This window comes from Pantoea sp. S18, assembly GCF_045689705.1.
Classification (GTDB): Bacteria; Pseudomonadota; Gammaproteobacteria; order Enterobacterales; family Enterobacteriaceae; genus Pantoea; species Pantoea symbiotica.
Window position 1 is genome coordinate 457,484 of the sequence record NZ_CP142689.1, and the last position, 17,545, is coordinate 475,028.

General features: G+C 50.8%; 21 protein-coding genes. 10 read left to right on the top strand and 11 right to left on the bottom strand.

Translation table 11 applies throughout. The features are described from left to right. Window positions 1–7: 7 nt before the first annotated feature. Window positions 8–550 (top strand): GNAT family N-acetyltransferase, encoded by a 543-nt coding sequence (locus VIJ98_RS21945; RefSeq protein WP_323271474.1) that lies wholly within the window; start codon window positions 8–10, stop codon window positions 548–550. Window positions 551–732: 182 nt separating this feature from the next. Here VIJ98_RS21945 and VIJ98_RS21950 read toward each other — a convergent pair whose 3' ends face one another. The 4 genes from VIJ98_RS21950 to VIJ98_RS21965 form a co-directional block, all read right to left on the bottom strand. Next, window positions 733–1,176, bottom strand: a complete 444-nt coding sequence (locus VIJ98_RS21950; protein WP_323271476.1) for an NUDIX domain-containing protein — start codon at window positions 1,174–1,176, stop codon at window positions 733–735. A 31-nt stretch (window positions 1,177–1,207) separates the two neighbouring features. Continuing rightward, complete coding sequence (locus VIJ98_RS21955; RefSeq protein ID WP_323271477.1) at window positions 1,208–1,612, bottom strand: VOC family protein; 405 nt, start codon at window positions 1,610–1,612, stop codon at window positions 1,208–1,210. A 165-nt stretch (window positions 1,613–1,777) separates the two neighbouring features. After that, window positions 1,778–2,194: a DUF4440 domain-containing protein gene (locus tag VIJ98_RS21960; protein WP_323271478.1), complete on the bottom strand. Its 417-nt coding sequence runs from the start codon at window positions 2,192–2,194 to the stop codon at window positions 1,778–1,780. Then, window positions 2,191–3,570, bottom strand: a complete 1,380-nt coding sequence (locus VIJ98_RS21965; RefSeq protein ID WP_323271479.1) for an MFS transporter — start codon at window positions 3,568–3,570, stop codon at window positions 2,191–2,193. Before VIJ98_RS21965 ends, VIJ98_RS21960 begins: the two co-directional genes overlap by 4 nt. 125 nt (window positions 3,571–3,695) lie before the next feature. Here VIJ98_RS21965 and VIJ98_RS21970 point away from each other — a divergent pair, with 125 nt between their 5' ends. Continuing rightward, a complete protein-coding gene (locus VIJ98_RS21970) occupies window positions 3,696–4,601 on the top strand; it encodes a LysR family transcriptional regulator (RefSeq protein WP_323271480.1) in 906 nt (301 codons plus the stop codon). 28 nt (window positions 4,602–4,629) lie between these two features. Here the strand turns inward: VIJ98_RS21970 and VIJ98_RS21975 are convergent, their stop codons facing one another. Beyond that, complete coding sequence (locus VIJ98_RS21975) at window positions 4,630–4,893, bottom strand: DUF2798 domain-containing protein (RefSeq protein ID WP_154191306.1); 264 nt, start codon at window positions 4,891–4,893, stop codon at window positions 4,630–4,632. A 128-nt stretch (window positions 4,894–5,021) separates the two neighbouring features. Here VIJ98_RS21975 and VIJ98_RS21980 point away from each other — a divergent pair, with 128 nt between their 5' ends. The 7 genes from VIJ98_RS21980 to VIJ98_RS22010 all read left to right on the top strand — a co-directional run bounded on the left by VIJ98_RS21980 (window position 5,022) and on the right by VIJ98_RS22010 (window position 12,386). Next, a complete protein-coding gene (locus VIJ98_RS21980; protein ID WP_323271481.1) occupies window positions 5,022–5,930 on the top strand; it encodes a LysR family transcriptional regulator in 909 nt (302 codons plus the stop codon). Window positions 5,931–5,990: 60 nt separating this feature from the next. Next, window positions 5,991–6,308: a helix-turn-helix domain-containing protein gene (locus VIJ98_RS21985; protein ID WP_061719413.1), complete on the top strand. Its 318-nt coding sequence runs from the start codon at window positions 5,991–5,993 to the stop codon at window positions 6,306–6,308. Beyond that, on the top strand, window positions 6,298–7,563 hold the full coding sequence (locus VIJ98_RS21990) for a type II toxin-antitoxin system HipA family toxin (RefSeq protein ID WP_323271482.1): 1,266 nt from the start codon (window positions 6,298–6,300) through the stop codon (window positions 7,561–7,563). The genes VIJ98_RS21985 and VIJ98_RS21990 overlap by 11 nt, the downstream gene beginning before the upstream one ends. A 184-nt stretch (window positions 7,564–7,747) precedes the next feature. Then, a complete protein-coding gene (gene paoA, locus VIJ98_RS21995) occupies window positions 7,748–8,296 on the top strand; it encodes an aldehyde dehydrogenase iron-sulfur subunit PaoA (protein WP_154157101.1) in 549 nt (182 codons plus the stop codon). Continuing rightward, window positions 8,293–9,243 (top strand): xanthine dehydrogenase family protein subunit M, encoded by a 951-nt coding sequence (locus tag VIJ98_RS22000; RefSeq protein ID WP_323271483.1) that lies wholly within the window; start codon window positions 8,293–8,295, stop codon window positions 9,241–9,243. The genes paoA and VIJ98_RS22000 overlap by 4 nt, the downstream gene beginning before the upstream one ends. Window positions 9,244–9,246: 3 nt before the next feature. Next, window positions 9,247–11,445 carry an aldehyde oxidoreductase molybdenum-binding subunit PaoC gene (gene paoC / locus VIJ98_RS22005; protein WP_323271484.1) on the top strand — a complete coding sequence of 733 codons (2,199 nt, stop codon included), beginning with the start codon at window positions 9,247–9,249 and terminating at the stop codon, window positions 11,443–11,445. 17 nt (window positions 11,446–11,462) lie between these two features. Then, a complete protein-coding gene (locus VIJ98_RS22010; protein ID WP_323271485.1) occupies window positions 11,463–12,386 on the top strand; it encodes an XdhC family protein in 924 nt (307 codons plus the stop codon). Here VIJ98_RS22010 and VIJ98_RS22015 read toward each other — a convergent pair. Continuing rightward, a complete protein-coding gene (locus tag VIJ98_RS22015) occupies window positions 12,373–12,948 on the bottom strand; it encodes a nucleotidyltransferase family protein (RefSeq protein ID WP_323271486.1) in 576 nt (191 codons plus the stop codon). The two genes, VIJ98_RS22010 and VIJ98_RS22015, sit on opposite strands and share 14 nt — an antisense overlap. Before the next feature lie 112 nt (window positions 12,949–13,060). Between VIJ98_RS22015 and VIJ98_RS22020 the strand changes: the two genes are divergently transcribed. Next, window positions 13,061–13,282, top strand: a complete 222-nt coding sequence (locus VIJ98_RS22020; RefSeq protein WP_008106155.1) for a hypothetical protein — start codon at window positions 13,061–13,063, stop codon at window positions 13,280–13,282. A 60-nt stretch (window positions 13,283–13,342) separates the two neighbouring features. On the opposite strand, the gene VIJ98_RS22025 is transcribed toward VIJ98_RS22020, so the two are convergent. From VIJ98_RS22025 to VIJ98_RS22045, 5 genes are all read right to left on the bottom strand, one after another. Next, entirely contained in the window at window positions 13,343–14,323 is a 981-nt protein-coding gene (locus tag VIJ98_RS22025) for an aldo/keto reductase (RefSeq protein WP_323271487.1), read from the bottom strand. Window positions 14,324–14,467: 144 nt separating this feature from the next. Then, window positions 14,468–14,932, bottom strand: a complete 465-nt coding sequence (locus VIJ98_RS22030; protein WP_323271488.1) for a nucleoside deaminase — start codon at window positions 14,930–14,932, stop codon at window positions 14,468–14,470. A 242-nt stretch (window positions 14,933–15,174) separates the two neighbouring features. Further along, a complete protein-coding gene (locus VIJ98_RS22035) occupies window positions 15,175–16,602 on the bottom strand; it encodes an L-fucose/L-arabinose isomerase family protein (protein WP_323271489.1) in 1,428 nt (475 codons plus the stop codon). A 126-nt stretch (window positions 16,603–16,728) separates the two neighbouring features. Continuing rightward, window positions 16,729–17,061, bottom strand: a complete 333-nt coding sequence (locus VIJ98_RS22040) for a hypothetical protein (protein WP_323271490.1) — start codon at window positions 17,059–17,061, stop codon at window positions 16,729–16,731. 160 nt (window positions 17,062–17,221) lie between these two features. Next, the gene (locus tag VIJ98_RS22045) at window positions 17,222–17,482 is read right to left on the bottom strand and encodes a biofilm/acid-resistance regulator YmgB/AriR (RefSeq protein WP_323271491.1); all 261 of its coding nucleotides are present in this window, start codon (window positions 17,480–17,482) and stop codon (window positions 17,222–17,224) included. Window positions 17,483–17,545: the final 63 nt, after the last annotated feature.

Sequence of the window (17,545 nt, forward strand, 5' to 3'; positions counted from 1 at the left end):
ATGAGAGATGAAGCTATTTTCTACTGAACGGACCGATGTATATCTGCTGACCTTAGACCATTCAACGAGCTTTCAGCGTTTTTTGCTTAATAACAGAGACAATTTCGCACCCTTTGAACCACTGCGAAACGACGAATATTTCACAATCAACAGCGTAGCTGAAAGGATCAGTAATGCGCTACTCGATTATGAAGAAAGAAAGTGCATCCTTATGGTTTTCACCTTAAAAGATGATGACAAAATTATAGGCAGTATAAATTTCACCAACTTTATATTCGGTGTTTTTCAGGCATGCTATCTAGGATTTTCAATCGACCAGAATTATCAGGGTAATGGCTTGATGCATGAGGCGCTGAAAGAATCCATCTCCTATGTGCATGATAAGTATGACATCCATAGGATAATGGCTAATCATCTTTCTGATAACTTACGCAGCAAAAAGACTCTGGGCAGTCTGGGCTTCGTAAAAGAAGGTTATGCACAATCTTATCTGAAAATAAATGGGACTTGGCAGGACCACATCCTTAACTCGCTGATCCTTCCGGAATAATCAACCCCTTTATTAAAGCTGAATTTTAATTCTAATTAGCCCTCAAAGCAGAGGGTTAGTTCTTTTATTAAAAACCTACTTTGACAACAATCGGACATCTCAGGTTTGCCTGAACCCGGTCACTTCTACTTGGCTTTGACAGAATATGTGAGTGCTATTTTATAATATCACCTGATAGATAGTTAATCCGACATTGAACAGATATCAGGAATATTTGAGGGGTAAACCACATCATCAGTATTTCGCAGTTCATTTAGATCCCACCAGTGATAATCATCAATGACTGTTTTTTCATTTTCAGTCCATCCGCTGGTACTGATTGCTTCATCAGCGACTTTAATTAAATAAAATCGCTCATTTGCCAGAACCAGCTCACCGCTGGGTAGAGTCATTTCAAAAGTTCTCTCCGTTAACGACTGCCCCACATCATCAACATAGATACCTGATTCTTCACTAAGCTCCCTGATGGCTGCCTGCTCAAAAGTCTCTCCTGATTTCACGCCTCCACCGGGGGTGGCCCAGTATGCTTTACCGGCCAGCGCATCATTTTCATGCCTGAACCTGAACAATAAAACCTGATTGAGAGAATTGATAATAAGCAAACGAGCCGAATCACGGGTACGCACTGGATAACTCCTTTTTCATTTTCACGGTAAGTCAGCATAAGGTAGCAGAATAAGACTGTATATTCTCTTTAGCTTCAAGATATTCATAGGAGGTCATTTCAATTTTATTTCCGTCGATATCTTTAAAATAAACAGACATTGAAATCTGATGATCGCTAACGGTGAAAGGGATCAAACGTAATGAAAGTAATTTCATCAGCTCAGAAAAATAGCTCGGTTTTATGCTGAAGGCCACGGTGTGGCCAGGTGAACGATACTTTTTCTCAAAAAGTGAAAGCGCTGCTTCGTTATTTTTGAGTACTAACGGACCGCCCTGAGTAAACCAGAAATGCAATGACTCGCCGCGTATGAATCCCAGTACATCCTTATACCAGGCTTCTGCTTCCGCGATATTTTTCACATAGATATGCACATGATCGATTCTTAATATGGACACGATTACCTCGTTTACATCATTGCAGGCATTAAGAATCGGACATGCCCTTTTATCTTGCAAATAACTCAGCACTGATTAGCACATCATTTAACATAAATATCCAGCAAATTTCTTTAAGAAAAAAGCCCATTATCAACTCGCGAACAATCATCTAAAATTACAACTCTAACCTAATGAAAATAATAATGAATCCAGATACATCGATGTTTCATGTAGATGCCGCCAGATCACCGAGCCATCCTGATTTAGTTCAAATATTACTGTCGAAAAACGAAGTGTGGCCGCCTGCTCGCAAATTTTCTGCCGTTCTTTATAGGTTACGATTGCCCCACCTTCACTCTCAGCAACAATCTGCAAATCAGTGATTTCAATATTAAGGCCCGGTCGTGCGCCACGCTGAGTGCGAAAGAAACTATTCAATTGCTTGATATTGAGTAATGCCCCACCCGTCGTCATCATTGAATACGCTGGACTAAATCGAGCGAGTAACTTCTCGCAAACCTTATCATCCGCTGCTGAATTCCCCAGCCAATTTTGGATCAGTTCATGCGCATCCATTACTTCCTTAAAATAACGATTCATTTATGCTCCTGTTTTAAAGTAAATATAACGTCCTGGTTAGCTATGCGAAAACAACATACTATGGGTACAACTACACTGCATGCTGCTATGACAAAACACAGATGATAGGCTTGGTATATTGGTACCCCGGTGTCGGCTATAACGTTAAATAACAGACTAATGAGGGTAACCCCCAGACAGAAGCTGAGCTGACGATTGATATTCCAAATGGCACTTGCATCAGGAAGTTCATTCTCTGCTATTTGAATGAAAGCAGAACTTTGAGCCGTGCTACTGCATAAACTCCCACCGAATCCCATCAGGGTGAAGGCCGATATACATATCACGACATCTGCATCATACCCTGACATGGCCAGCAGCCCGATGCCTGTAGCCTGAACCAGACAACCCGTAATAAATAGCGGGCGTGGCCCCAATGTATTGAATTTTTTGCCGGTCAACGAGATCGCCGCAAACGATGCCAGTGACCATGGTAGCATCATGGCTCCGACTAATGAGGCATGCATGCCAAGCTGGTTTTGCAGGTAGAGCATGGCGATCATACTCACTCCCATGAATAAACCCGGTATGAACTGGTAAATCAGCATGGCTGTCTGTAAGAGAGGATCTTTTACCAGGCGCAGGTTTAGGAGAGGATGGGTTTTATGCATGGCATTCCATACGTATCCGGCCATGATGAATGTGCCCATCAGTAGCAGTAGACCACCTTGCTGGAAATGCTGAGATTCACCAAGATACGTCAGTCCAAGTAGTATCAAGGTCAATCCTGTACAACCGCCGATCAAACCTCCTACATCCAGGCTCTCATGATTTTCGCTACGTTGTTCTGATTTAAGCCAGCATGCGGCTAATGCAAGTGCGATCACTGACAGCGGTACACTTGCAAAAAATACCCAGCGCCAGCTGATGCTTTCAACCAATATCCCTCCGATAGCTGGCGAAAGTGCTGGCGCAAGTAACGCTACTAACATCACAGCAGAAGATAATCGTGCGCGTTCATGACTTTTAAACAACGCATAGGTCATTGTCTGCCCCAGAGGAATCAACATTCCACCGCCCATTCCCTGTATCCCTCGCCAAACAATCAACTGTACTAGCGATGAAGACGACCCCACACCACAACTCCCAATAATGAAAATCATCAGGGAAACCATAAACAGGCGCTTAGTGCCAAAACGTCTAGACAGCCAACTACTGAGCGGTATTACCAGCGTAAGCGCCAGAATATAACTGTTACTTATCCACGCCAGTTGATTCACCGGCGAGTCAAACTCACGACCAATTTCAGGATAAGCAACATTGGCGATAAACATGTTTACCAGGTCGATAAAAAACCCTAGCAAATACACACAGCCCACACGCACACGATAAGTCATTTTTTTCTCATCAAAACAGCATAATGCGCGAATTATAGGAACATTTATTATCAGGATAAATGCGCATTCCGTTGTTACACTGTCAAAAATATTTTGACAGTCAGATTCTCTAATGGGAGTAATTGATGATTAATCTGCAGCGTCTTGAGATGTTTGTTGCAGTGGCAGAAGCCGGTAGTTTCACCAGAGCAGCAGATACGCTGGGGCTGACTAAAGCGGTGGTCAGCTTCAATATAAAACAGCTTGAAGGAGAGCTGGGTGTCTCATTGCTGACTCGTAGCACGCGACGAGTGTCTGTTACGGATAGCGGAGAACGATTTTATCAGCGTTGCCGGCAACTCCTGCAGGATGCTGAGCACGTCCTTGATGAAGTCCGCAGCGATCATTCCGGATTAATTGGTCTACTACGCATCACCACCACACCCGAGTATGGACCGCGAGTGGTTGTGCCCGCACTGGCAGAATTTTCATCCAGACATCCACAACTGCGTATTCAACACGTCTCGTCATCAAAGAATGACGACCTTATTTCTGGACGTTTTGATGTGGCAATCCGGCTTGGCCAACTTGCCGATTCAAGTCACCATGCACGGCTCATCGATCGCTTCGATATTTATCCCGTGGCTTCCCCAGACTATCTCAACACGAAGGAAGAACATCCCATTACCACTCTGGAGCAACTTGCTGATGCGAAATGGATTGCACATAGCCGTCTGTCAGCACCGTTGAGCTGGCAAGTTACAACACCATCAGGTAAAAGCGTGATTTTCAACGTGCATAGTCCTGCCACAATCATGGCCGACAATGCTGCCTCACTCCTGGCTTTTGCTCTTGGAGGGGCTGGAGTTGCCCTCTTACCTGACTGGCTTGTTAAGGAAGAGTTGCGCCAGGGGGATTTAATCCAATTACTGCCAGATCATCATTTTCCCCGCCAGGGGATTTATGCGATCTACCCCAACACTCGCCATGTGCCGGAAAAAGTACGAGCGTTCATCGACTTTTTGCAAAACAGAGTTGTATGCGCTCAATGAGGAGTGACGCGAGCGAGCTACAACCCCCTCAATGACCATGCACCGTCAACCCAACTAACCGGACCACAATCGGGCGTACTACGAGTATGCAAACAAAAGCTGCTGGCATTGCAACTTGATATGCATTCATCACATTTTCCATATAATGCGGGCCGATACCAAATTCTGCGAAGGTGATGACTAAGCTCATTAAAAACGCCATGATGGTCGCCATGTAAAGCGCAAAGATATAAGGTGAAACGTGCTTTGGCAGGCGTATACGTGCGGCGTTTTTCTCGGTTTCTGCTGTCATAGCGCTATCCTATTCAGTAAGTTTAAGCAAAACAGCCGCTAACCTATCAAGCGAATCATGATGCGGGTAGAACACTGTTGCTTTAATCATTATTAAATAAAGATTACGAATCACGCATTGAGGGATGTATGGACTTATTGGGACTGATTAACACTTTTATCCGCGTAGTGGAGAACGGAAGCATTGCCGCCGCCGCGCGGGCGAAAGGAATGAGTCCAGCGGCGGTCAGCCAGAGCGTTTCACGTCTGGAGACACATTTAGGCGTGCGGTTGTTATCACGCACCACCCGCAGTATGACGTTAACCGAGAGCGGTAAACGCTACTTTGAAAAAGTCCGACATATTCCCCAGGACATTGACCTTGCCTCGCAGGCTGCGGCGATTGAAACCAAACCGCAGGGCTCACTTTGCATCGCCACCACGGCCGCTTTTGGCAGACACGTTCTTGCCCCGCTGATGCCCGCTTTTAAACAAACTTACCCCGATATTGATATCGAACTGATCAGTACCGACCGCAATGTTGATCACCGTTTAGAAGGCGTCGACGTCAGTATTCGTATTGAGGCGCAACTAAACGATCAACTTATCGCCCGTAAAATTGCCTCATTACCCTTTATTTTCTGCGCTGCACCCGCTTATCTGGCGCGCGCGGGCATTCCTAAAATGCCTGAAGAGCTGAGCCAGCACGCTTGTTTGGTTTTCCGCTATCCGACATATGGACGCTTTCTTCCGTGGACGTTTATGGTCAACGGCCAGCCGGTGAACGCAAAGCTCAATCCAGAGTTCATCAGTGACGATATTGATATCATAGCGAAAATCGCCGAAAACGGTGGAGGCATCGCCCGGCTGGCCAGTTTTATCGCTCAACCGTTGATTGAGCGTGGCCAACTCATACCTTTGTTCCACTCAGATCAAGGAGAGAAAAGCGACGTTGCGGCTTTACCGATGAACATTTATGCCTGCGTCAACGAGCGTTCGGCGCTGAATTCAAAGGTAAGAGCGTTCATCGCTTTTTTGGAACAACAGCTCGCCCATTGAGGTTATTAACTCTATAATATTGGGTGTTAAAGTCATTTTTGGACGATAAGCCACAATATGCTGGATTTAACCCTCACTAAACCCGAAGAAATCGTCAAGCTGTTATGTGGACGATTACGTAAAGATCGTCTCGCACAACGGATGACCCAAGCGGATGTCGCGGCCAGAGCGGGAATTGGCGTGAATACGGTCTCCAATCTGGAAGCGGGTCGTAACGTCGGCTTTGAAAACCTGGTGAAAGTGGCGATGGTGCTCGGTCGCGTTAACGAGCTGGAAGCGCTGTTTGCCCCGCAGATCGATAGTCTCGATGACCTGCTTCGCTACGAAAAGAACGCCAGCCGCAAGCGGGTGAAAAGGAGCAACGCTGATGGTGAGTAAAGTCGATGTCTGGTACGACGGCTGGGGCGAACGCTTTCACTGGGGAACGCTGGTCTCTTCGACCGCCCTTACCGGTCGTCCGGTGATTATGTTTGAATACAGTGAAGCGGCCGCTCGTCGCGGTCTGGAACTCGCTTCCTTTACTTTGCCTCTGAAAGGTCCTCGGTTGCGCAGAGAGTTTCCTGCTCATCAGTTGGGCCTGCCCGGCCCGGTCTATGATGCATTACCCGATGGTTGGGGTATGTTGCTGATGGATCGCCTCTTCCGCCAGCGCGGGCTTAACGCCGCACGCATCGGCCCGTTAGAGCGGTTAACTTATGTAGGTAACAACGCGATGGGTGCGATGTCGTTTGAACCGTCGCAACCTGAAACTAATGAACGAGCTGATGACATTGCGCTGGACCAACTCTCGGCTGAAGTGCAGCAGGTGTTGGACGGCGAAGGTGGAGAATTTCTGCAAAGACTGCTGCAGATGGGCGGCTCACCACAAGGTGCAAGACCTAAAGCCCTGCTTTATCGCGATCCCGTTAGCGGTGGTTTTACTACAGCAGCCTCAGCAGAGTTAGAAGCCTGGCTGATAAAGTTTCCGGCGCGGCAGGAACATCCTGAAGTGTGTGCCATTGAGGCTGCTTATGCGCAGTGTCTGCGTGAATGCAACATCAGCACGCCAGATACCGCTTATTTTGCCTTGCCCAATGGTCAGGCGGCTTTCGCTTCACGGCGTTTTGATCGAAAAGACGGGATGCGCGTTCCCATGCAGAGTCTGGCGGCGTTTACCGGCGCAAACTACCAGTCACCCGGCGCACTAGATTGCACCAACTTTCTGCGCGCCACCCAGCTCTGCACCAATGATGTCAGGGAAAAAGCGCGCGCATTTGAAAGAGTGGTGTTCAACGTTGTTTTCAATAATCGAGACGATCACCCTAAAAACTTTGCCTGGATCATGTCAGCCAGCGAGCAATGGCAGTTAGCACCGGCCTATGACGTCACCTATTGCGAAGGTCCGGGTGGCTATCATCAAATGGATGTGATGGGTGAAGCGCTGGATATTAAACGCACACATCTTTTAGCTCTGGGACAACAGGAAACCAATCTCACGCCCTCACAGGCAGGCGATATCATCGATCACTATTGTTCTGTTGCGTCTGGCTTTGCCAGCAAAGCGGCCGATATATTCCCGGAGCAAATAACTGCGGAAACACTGCGCTTTCTTCAGGCGCGCATTGATGAAAACATCAAAAACCTGACGAATTAGTTATTAATTGTGGCCCCAGAAAAGGGGCCAATCACCGCCCTAACCTACTTTTATTACTCTCGCTCATAAACCCATTCAGTGATTGCGGATAATGCTTTTGCAGATGCCGACTATGCTTACCCTTCTAAAACCATACAAAAATAAGTTGTACCTCATCATTTCACCCTTTTACTGGAGGTTTGGCATGAGCAGCCAACACTTAACAACACCCGCGCCTGCAATGATGCCAATCAGCTTCAAAGTCAACGGCATACAGCAGCAATTAGACGTTGATACCCGCACCACGCTGCTGGATGCATTGCGTGAGCATCTGCATCTAACCGGCACTAAAAAAGGCTGCGATCACGGCCAATGTGGCGCCTGTACGGTAATGGTCAACGGTCGTCGCATCAATTCGTGCCTGACGCTCGCCGTGATGCAGCAGGATGCGGAAATCACCACCATTGAAGGCTTAGGAAATCCTGACCAGCTGCATCCCTTGCAGGCGGCATTCATTAAGCATGATGGTTACCAGTGCGGCTACTGCACGCCAGGGCAGATCTGTTCCTCGATGGCGGTGCTGGAAGAGATCAAAGCGGGCATTCCCAGCCACGTCACACACGATTTAGTCTCAGCACCGCAACTCACCGCGGATGAAATCCGTGAGCGTATGAGTGGCAATATCTGTCGTTGCGGGGCCTATTCCAACATTCTTGCGGCGATTGAAGAGTATGCGGAGGGCCTGGAATCATGAAAGCCTTTACTTACCAGCGGGTAAAAACTCCGGCCGAAGCCGCTGCCAGCGCCCAGCAACATGCCAATGCCAAATTCATCGCTGGCGGCACCAATCTGCTCGACCTGATGAAGCTGGAGATTGAAACACCCACGCATCTTATTGATGTGAATGGTCTTGAGCTGGATAAAATCGAGGCCACGGCGGATGGTGGATTACGCATCGGCGCGTTGGTGCGTAACACCGACCTGGCGGCCGATGCGCGCGTTCGCCGTGATTATGGCGTGCTGTCGCGCGCGTTAGTGGCTGGCGCTTCCGGACAGCTGCGTAATCAGGCGACCACCGCAGGAAATTTGCTACAGCGTACGCGTTGTCCCTACTTCTACGACACCAACCAACCGTGCAACAAACGTCTACCCGGCAGCGGCTGCGCAGCGCTGGATGGCTTTAGTCGTCAGCATGCGGTGGTCGGCACTAGTCAAGACTGTATCGCCACCCATCCGAGCGATATGGCAGTGGCAATGCGTTTGCTGGATGCGGTGGTAGAAACGGTAAGCCCGGATGGCAGTCAGCGCAACATCCCGATTGCTGAATTCTATCGCGCGCCCGGCAACACGCCGCATCTGGAAACCGTGCTCAATCCCGGCGAGCTGATTGTTGCGGTTTCACTGCCGGCCCCGCTGGGCGGCACGCACATTTACCGCAAGGTGCGCGACCGCGCGTCCTACGCCTTTGCGCTGGTCTCTGTCGCCGCCATCATTCAGCCGGATAACTCCGGTCGCGTGGCACTCGGTGGCGTGGCGCATCAGCCGTGGCGGCTGGAAGAAGCGGATAACGCGGTAATTCAGGGCGCTAAGGCGGTGAGCGATCGGCTGTTTGCCACGGCGCAACCCACCGCTGAAAACGAGTTCAAAATCATTCTGGCGCAGCGAACGCTCGCTTCCGTATTGGCAGAAGCGAGGGGATAACAGATGAAATTCGAAACACCCGCAGGCAATAACCCGATTGATCAGCTCAAAGTGATCGGTCAGCCACTTAATCGTATCGATGGACCGTTGAAAACCTCCGGACTGGCGCCTTACGCTTACGAATGGCATCGCGAAGCGCCCGATGCAGCGTACGGCTATGTGGTCGGCGCGCCAATCGCCAAAGGGAAAATCACCGCCATTGATGTGCAGCCCGCGCAAAATGCGCCGGGCGTATTAGCGGTGGTGACGGCCAAAAACGCGGGGAAACTGGGCAAAGGCGATAAAAATACTGCCAATCTGTTGGCTGGCGACACCATTGAACACTATCACCAGGCCGTCGCATTGGTCATCGCCGAGACGTTTGAGCAGGCGCGTGCAGCGGCGAGTTTAGTCAAGGTGGATTATCAGCGCGAGCGCGGTGCGTATGATCTCGCGCAGCAAAAGCCGGGCGTCACTTCCGCTCCCGAAGATACGCCCGATAAAGCCGTAGGTGATTTCGCCGCTGCGTTTGCTGCGTCTGAGGTCAAGCTGGATGCGCACTACACCACGCCGGACCAAAGTCATACCGCGATGGAACCGCACGCCTCGATGGCGACATGGCAAGGTGACAAACTCACCGTCTGGACCTCGAATCAGATGATTGACTGGTGCCGCACCGATCTGGCCGCCACCCTCAAGATGCCGATGGAGAAGATCCGCATCATTTCGCCCTATATCGGCGGCGGATTCGGCGGCAAGTTGTTCCTGCGCAGCGATGCGGTGTTAGCCGCGTTGGGCGCGCGCGCCGTTCAGCGTCCGGTCAAAGTGATGCTGCCTCGACCACTCATCGCCAATAACACCACGCATCGACCGGCCACCATTCAGCACATCCGCATCGGCACAGATAAAACCGGCAAGATCCAGGCTATCGCGCATGAAAGCTGGTCGGGTAATTTGCCGGATGGCACACCGGAAACCGCCGTGCAACAGACGGAACTGCTTTACGCCGGTGCCAACCGTTTTACCGGATTACGACTGGCCACGCTGGATCTGCCTGAAGGTAATGCCATGCGCGCACCGGGCGAAGCGCCGGGATTGATGGCGCTGGAGATTGCCATCGATGAAGTCGCGGAAAAAGTGGGTATCGATCCAATCGCCTTCCGCATCCTCAATGATACGCAGGTCGATCCGGCCAAACCCGAGCGCCCTTTCTCCCGTCGTCAGTTGGTTGAGTGTCTGAATACCGGTGCCGAACGTTTTGGCTGGTCACGACGCAACGCCAAACCGGGGATGGTTAAGGATGGGCGATGGTTGGTCGGTATGGGCGTTGCGGCGGGCTTCCGTAACAACATGGTGACGCCTTCCGGCGCACGCGTGCATCTGGACAGCAAAGGCATCATCACCGTTGAAACCGATATGACCGACATCGGCACCGGCAGCTACACCATCCTCGCGCAAACCGCTGCAGAGATGATGGGCGTGCCGATTGAGCGTGTGGTGGTTCGCTTAGGCGATTCAGACTTCCCCGTTTCTGCCGGTTCCGGCGGCCAATGGGGCGCGAACACTTCAACCTCCGGCGTTTACGCCGCCTGCGTGAAATTGCGTGAAGCGGTCGCCAGCAAACTGGGCTTTGACGCGCAGCGCGCAACCTTCAGCGAGGGTCAGGTGCATGACGGAAGCCAGAGCGCACCGCTCGCCCAGGCCGCCGCCGAAGCCACCATCACCGTGGAAGACACCATCGAGTTTGGCGACCTTGATGAGCAATATCAGCAATCCACCTTCGCCGGGCACTTCATTGAAGTCGGCGTGGACGTTGCTACTGGTGAAGTGCGCGTGCGGCGCATGCTGGCGGTGTGTGCCGCCGGACGCATTCTCAATCCCAAAACAGCGCGCAGTCAGGTGATTGGCGCCATGACGATGGGCCTTGGCGGCGCGTTGATGGAGGAACTGTTCGTCGATGAACGCCTCGGGTATTTCGTTAACCACGATATGGCGGGCTACGAAGTGCCGGTTCACGCTGATATCCCGCAGCAAGAAGTGATTTTCCTCGATGACACCGATCCCATCTCTTCACCGATGAAAGCAAAAGGCGTCGGTGAGCTGGGCTTGTGCGGCGTCAGCGCGGCGATCGTCAATGCCATTTATAACGCTACCGGCGTGCGCGTGCGTGACTATCCGGTGACGCTGGATAAGTTACTCAAAGGCTTGCCCGCCCTTGTCTAACGCTGAGGAGAAGCGCAGTGCAGCAGCTACTGATTGATGAAGATCTGCAACCGCAGATCAAGCCGCAGCAGGCTTTGCAGACTGATGACAGCGAAACTATTTTGCGCTTCGCATTAGAAGCAATGGAGAAGGATTTCGCTGCCGTGTTGATCACGCTGGTAGAAATCCGCGGCGGCGCGGCGCGCGCATTAGGTGCGCAAATGGTGGTGCGGGAAGATGGCCGCTATTGCGGCTATGTCTCCGGCGGCTGTGTGGAAGCAGCGGCGGCTTACGAAGCGTTGCAGGTTATCGCCAGCGGAAAAGATCGCGTTGTGCGCTATGGCGAAGGATCGCCTTATCTGGACATTGTGCTGCCCTGTGGCGGCGGGATTGCGCTGGCTTTCCATCGGTTACGTGATGCGCAGCCGTTGAAAAACGTGCTGGATCTGCTGGCAAATCGACAACCCGCTGCGTTGCGCTATTTGCCGAAGTTTCAGCGGCTGGCTAGCGTGGATTGTGCTGAAACAACAGGCTGGCAGGATGATGCCTTTGTTATCGGCTATCTGCCAAAAACGCGTGTCGCGGTATATGGACGTTCGGTCGAAGCGCTAGCGACCGCATCGATTGCGCAGGCCGCCGGTTACGAAGTGCTATCCGGTGAGGATGTGCAGGCGCAGGCTATCGATCCCTTCACGGCGGTGATTTTGCTGTATCACGATCTGGATCGTGAACTGCCGGTGCTGCTGGCGGCGCTGCGTTCTACGCCCTTCTATATCGGCGCATTAGGCAGCCAACGCACGCATGCAATGCGCGTTGAGAAACTGCTGTCGCTGGGATTTAGTGAAGATGAGATTGCGCGCATCAAAGCGCCGATTGGCATCTTTGCGCAGGCGCGCGATGCTCGTACGCTGGCATTATCAATTGTTGCCGATGTCGCTGCGGCCCGGCTCAACGTGGTTTAGCAACCACATCAATATCGCGGTGTACATCGGCATCCGCTTCAAGGGTGATCAGTAAGCGCGGATCCAGCAGCGCTCTGGCGCCTTCATCGCCGTTCAAATTGCGTAACGCCTCAGCGTAGCGCCGATCAAACCCGACCGGATGGCCGGGTTTTCCTTGATGAGTAAGACGTACCTGCGCCGCACCCTGCTCCAGCGCCTCATTAACTCGCCGATAATGCGCCGCCGTTAGCCACGGCATATCTCCCAGCGTAATGATCCATCCATTCCAGCGATCGGTCATCGCCACGCCCGCCGCAATGGATTCACCGCTGCCGCCACTTTCACACAGCACAAGCTGCACGCCCGCGCGTTCAGCATGTTCTCGCACCGCCAGATAGTCGGGACGCGTCACCAGCGCTACCGGCAACTCGCTCAGCTTCGCCTGTTCGATGACGGTTTCAATCACCGTTGACGCATCATCGCCCATGCTGGCAAGCAATTTATTACCGCTGCCGCCGCTGGCGATATAGCGCGAACCTTTACCTGCCGCGAGGATGAGAACGCCTGCTGATGATGTGATCATTTTTTGTTAGAACCTTTGTGGCATAAAGATATTTTTGCTTACAGTTTAATACGTTAAGTTCACCGAGGATAACTACAATCAGCCTGTCGATAATAAATAAGGAAGTAAACCAATGCGTAAATTTTCTCTGATTGTATTGACTGCGGGCGTGTTGCTGTCGGTCACTTCTCAGGTTGAAGCCAAGGGCTGTATTAAAGGTGCGGTAGTGGGCGGTGTTGCGGGCCACATGGCGCATCACGGCGTGGCTGGTGCGGCGGCCGGTTGTGCCGTTGGTCATCATATGGCGAATAAAAAGCAGAAAGAAGAAGACAGCAAACAGCAGCAATCTAAGTAATAGCCTGAGCTGCCTGCGCTAGCAGGCAGCTCAACTCACAGATTTCAACCGCTTTAGCGATCAGCGATTGATGGTTGCCTGCATCTGCGCCGTGTAACGGTCGCCGGTCACCGGCATTTTTGCCAGTAATGTTTCAATCTCTGTAATATCCGCCGCACTAAGCGTGACAGCCGCGCCGCCAATATTTTCATCTAAGCGATGTGTTTTGGTGGTACCGGGAATAGGGACAATCCACGGCTTCTGCGATAGCAACCAGGCGAGTGCAATCTGACCCGACGTAACCTGCTTACGGGCCGCAATTTCACCAATCAGCGAGACCAGACGCAAGTTAGCTTCACGCGCGTCACCAATAAAACGCGGCAATACGTTACGCACATCCCCCTCAACGAATTGGGTATTGCTATCGATTTTCCCCGTCAGCCAGCCTTTACCCAGCGGACTAAAGGGCACGAAGCCGATGCCTAATTCTTCCAGCACTGGCAGAATTTGCTCTTCAGGCTCACGAGTAAATAGAGAATATTCACTTTGCAGAGCGGTAACAGGTAATACCGCATTGGCGCGACGAATCATTTGAACACCGGCTTCAGACATGCCGAAATGCTTTACCTTCCCTTCTTTAATTAAATCGCTTACCGCACCCGCGACATCTTCAATCGGAACGTTAGGATCGACGCGGTGTTGGTAGAAGAGGTCGATGCAGTCGATATTCATGCGTTTTAGCGATTGCTCTGCCACATGGCGAATGCGCGCGGGACTGCTATCTAATCCTGCCGCTGGCGTACCGTCTTTAAAGCCAAATTTCGTGGCAATCACTACGTCGTTGCGCATGGGTGCTAACGCCTTGCCAACTAACATTTCATTGGCTTCGCCGTAGGCTTCTGCGGAGTCGAAGAAGGTCACGCCTTGAGCATAAGCATGGCGAATTAACGCCACCGCATCAGCTTCATCCATTGCCGGGCCATAACCAAAGGTCATTCCCATGCAACCAAATCCCAGGGCAGAGACTTCCAGACCGCCATTTCCTAATTTACGTTTCTGCATTTGCACTCCTAAGCGCTTAAACCAGTAGCGACGAGTATAGAAAGCGCATGGGTATGCCGGTAGAGAGGTTTTAACCATTGCCCTTATGAGCTTAATTCATCAATGAGGCAACGCGCAGCGCCGGCTACGCGTGAATATCCTTTATTACTTATTTAATATCTGCCAACGTTTATACACATCTAATGCCTGCGGCCGGGGATCATATTTCATCGGCAAGCGGCGTTGTTCAATCGGTTTACTGTATTCGTCGTAAAAGTTGTCCAGTTCAAAATATTTACGGTCGTCACGGTAATAGGTCGAATACTCTTCGCGTTTGGTGATATATATCACCTGCTTTGGACTGCAATAATAGAGCGCGCCCAGGCACATTGGACAAGGGCTGGCGAGAATATAAATGTCGCAGTCGGTGAGGTTTTCGCTGCCTGTTTCGCGGCAGGCTTCGCGAATGGCCAGAATTTCAGCATGGGCAGTGGGATCATTGGTCTGAGCCACGCGGTTTGCGCTTTCAGCGATCACCTTGCCATCACGGACAATGACCGTCGCAAACGGGCGACCGCCCTCTTCAACATTCTTCATGGCTAAATCGATAGTGCGTTGTACAAAATCCATTCCTTCCTCGCTTATTTCCAATAAACCGGTCCATCAATAACGATGGATTTTTTAGCCTGGTTCATTTTTGTAGAATGCGAAAGCGATGCTCAGGTTGAACGTATACGATTTAACCGTTGAGTGAGTAAGATTTTATTTCAGAAGGCGACGTTGCAAAATATCCCGTAGGGTCGCCATTTATGGTGACCAGGTGCGCATAAATGCGCACCCTGGGAATTGTCAGGTCGCCATTAATGGCGACCCTACGTGATTCGGGCTGCCTGAATATTTAATAGCGTCGCGATATTTTCAAGCACCTCGCCGAGATGTCCGCGGCCAATTGCGCAGTGATGTGCGGCGCCACCTTCACACCATAATCGGGTGAAGTCCCGTGCACTGAGCGCAAAGCGGTAGTTACTGTTGGTGTTGCCGATATCGAGCGTTTCACCCGCCACAGCTTCGCCTTCCGCATATTGCAGCGTGACGTTGCCATCGCGATGTTCCACCACCGATAAAAAGGTTACCGGTCCGTGGGCCACGTTCATCTGAATCGAAACCCCCTTCCCAGGCTTGCCGTGATAGACCGGCAAAGGGACCAGCCGGACTTTCGCCGACGACATGGCTGGATGCGCAGGCCCATCATGGCCCCACTGCACGCTGTCATCGCGGAAATTGATGCCATAAGGCTCGGAAAAGGATCCGCCTGCTTTGAGAAGGCTAAGGATCTTCATCGCAATCACGTTTTTGACTTCACACTCACCGGCAACAGGAACGCCTCGGTTGGTCAGCAAGGTGTTACCGGCAATCACCGACGTGACAATATTTTCATGCGCTGAACCGGGAGCGCCTTCATAGTAATAAGCCAGCGCGCCAAGCTGATGTTTATCCACCAACTTATCGAGCGCCACCGCTGTACTTAATGCGCGTTGAATTTCTACCTCTTCGCAGGCTGGATCGACATCGAGCACGCTGAAAAGCTCATCCCTTTTAGCGCTGGCTTCGCTTTTTTGCAGTTGGCTGGCAAGCGTGACTAACTCACAGAACTCAACGATTTTGAAACGCACGCCAAAGCGCCCCGAGAGATTGGTGATATCCGCATAGACATCGTACATGCCGTTGTAATAGTGACCGGCGATGCCAATTTGCGTGCGCTTGAGCGAACGCACCACTGATGCAGCGCTGAGCCAGTTTGCGATCTGCCGCCAGGCCACATCGTCATCCAGATAGCCCACAACCAGCTGATGCTGAATGCCGGTTCGCTGGAATACATTAACTAATTCTGGCGCCGTACAGGCCTGACAGTGCGCCAGCCATTGGCCGGTGCGGTCTTCGCGCTTGGTAAGTAGATTGATTTGCTGACAAGGCACCGACATTTCCGGCTGCAAAGCCAATATCAGAACTGGCTTGTTAAGGCTTTGCACCAGCGGAAGCACGGTAGAACTGAGGGCATAGGTGGTGATGTATAACACCACAACGTCAACATTCTCCTTAGAGAACAATTGCGTCGCCTGCTCGGTTTTCTCACTGTTATCAATCAGGCCGGCATCCACGACCTCAGTGTCGTAACGTTGCAACCGCCCGGATACCACAGCAAGATAGCGCTCAAGTTGCTCCTTAAGACCGGCAAACTGTGGCCAGTAGGTTTCAAGCCCGATACCAAAAAGTCCGACTTTAATGTTGTCCACAACCATTCCTCGCACTGAAAAGAGAAGCTTTCCATTGTGCGAATTTATCGTTGGGAAACCTGTGTCATTCTGACAAGCAAAAGCCATTCATGGCAGGAGACCAATAATCAGCCTGCAATGGCTCGCAGATTTTTACATCCCACGTTGGTTGTGCAAATAGCCCGGCAGAATTTCAAGTTCTGTTTGGTGATTTAACCGCGTAGAAGCTGTGTGTCTGGCTAAAGGCGCGATTTCACGCAGCTTCATTTCACGGTTTACTTTTGGCAGCCACTCTTCGAACTGTTTAGCGTAGGAATCCGCCAGATGTTGATCATGGGTGCGCCCCACGAAAAGCTTACTTTTAGCGAGACGGGAAATATCCGTAGCATATATCTCATAGAGATCGCCGCACTGTTGAATTTCAATAGCGGTGAAATGCATATTTGGCCAGAAACTCACTTTTGCTGAAAAATTGCTGTAATTCATAAAATATCACTTATTAATGGATTTATCTGTGTGCCAGATTATTCTGGTCGGTCCAGTCATTATAACGCATTTGGCATGGCAGTAGACTGTCGGATAAATCCTGAACTTTTGAAATTGAAAACCATTTAAAAACCGATAATCCTATTTATGGGCGCTATTCTTAACCTAAAATACCGTCATCATCCGGCGTTTTTCCCAGAACAATTTGCAGCGTATTACGCAGGCAATCCTGGAATGCAGCATCATTGGTAGTCTCTAGCTCTGCCAGAAGATAGGCGATAATGCTTTTATTGGTAACGGTTTTTTTGTCCGCGATGATTGCGGTGATGATTGAGCCCAATATTTCAGCCTCAGATTTTTGCTGCACAGAACCACAATTAAAATAGGCTATAAAGTTGGTGCTAATATTGATTTTTTGCATGCATTTCCCCTGGCAACGGTAGTGCCAATATTTTATTTAGTGATTAATGTTTTAATGGAATGG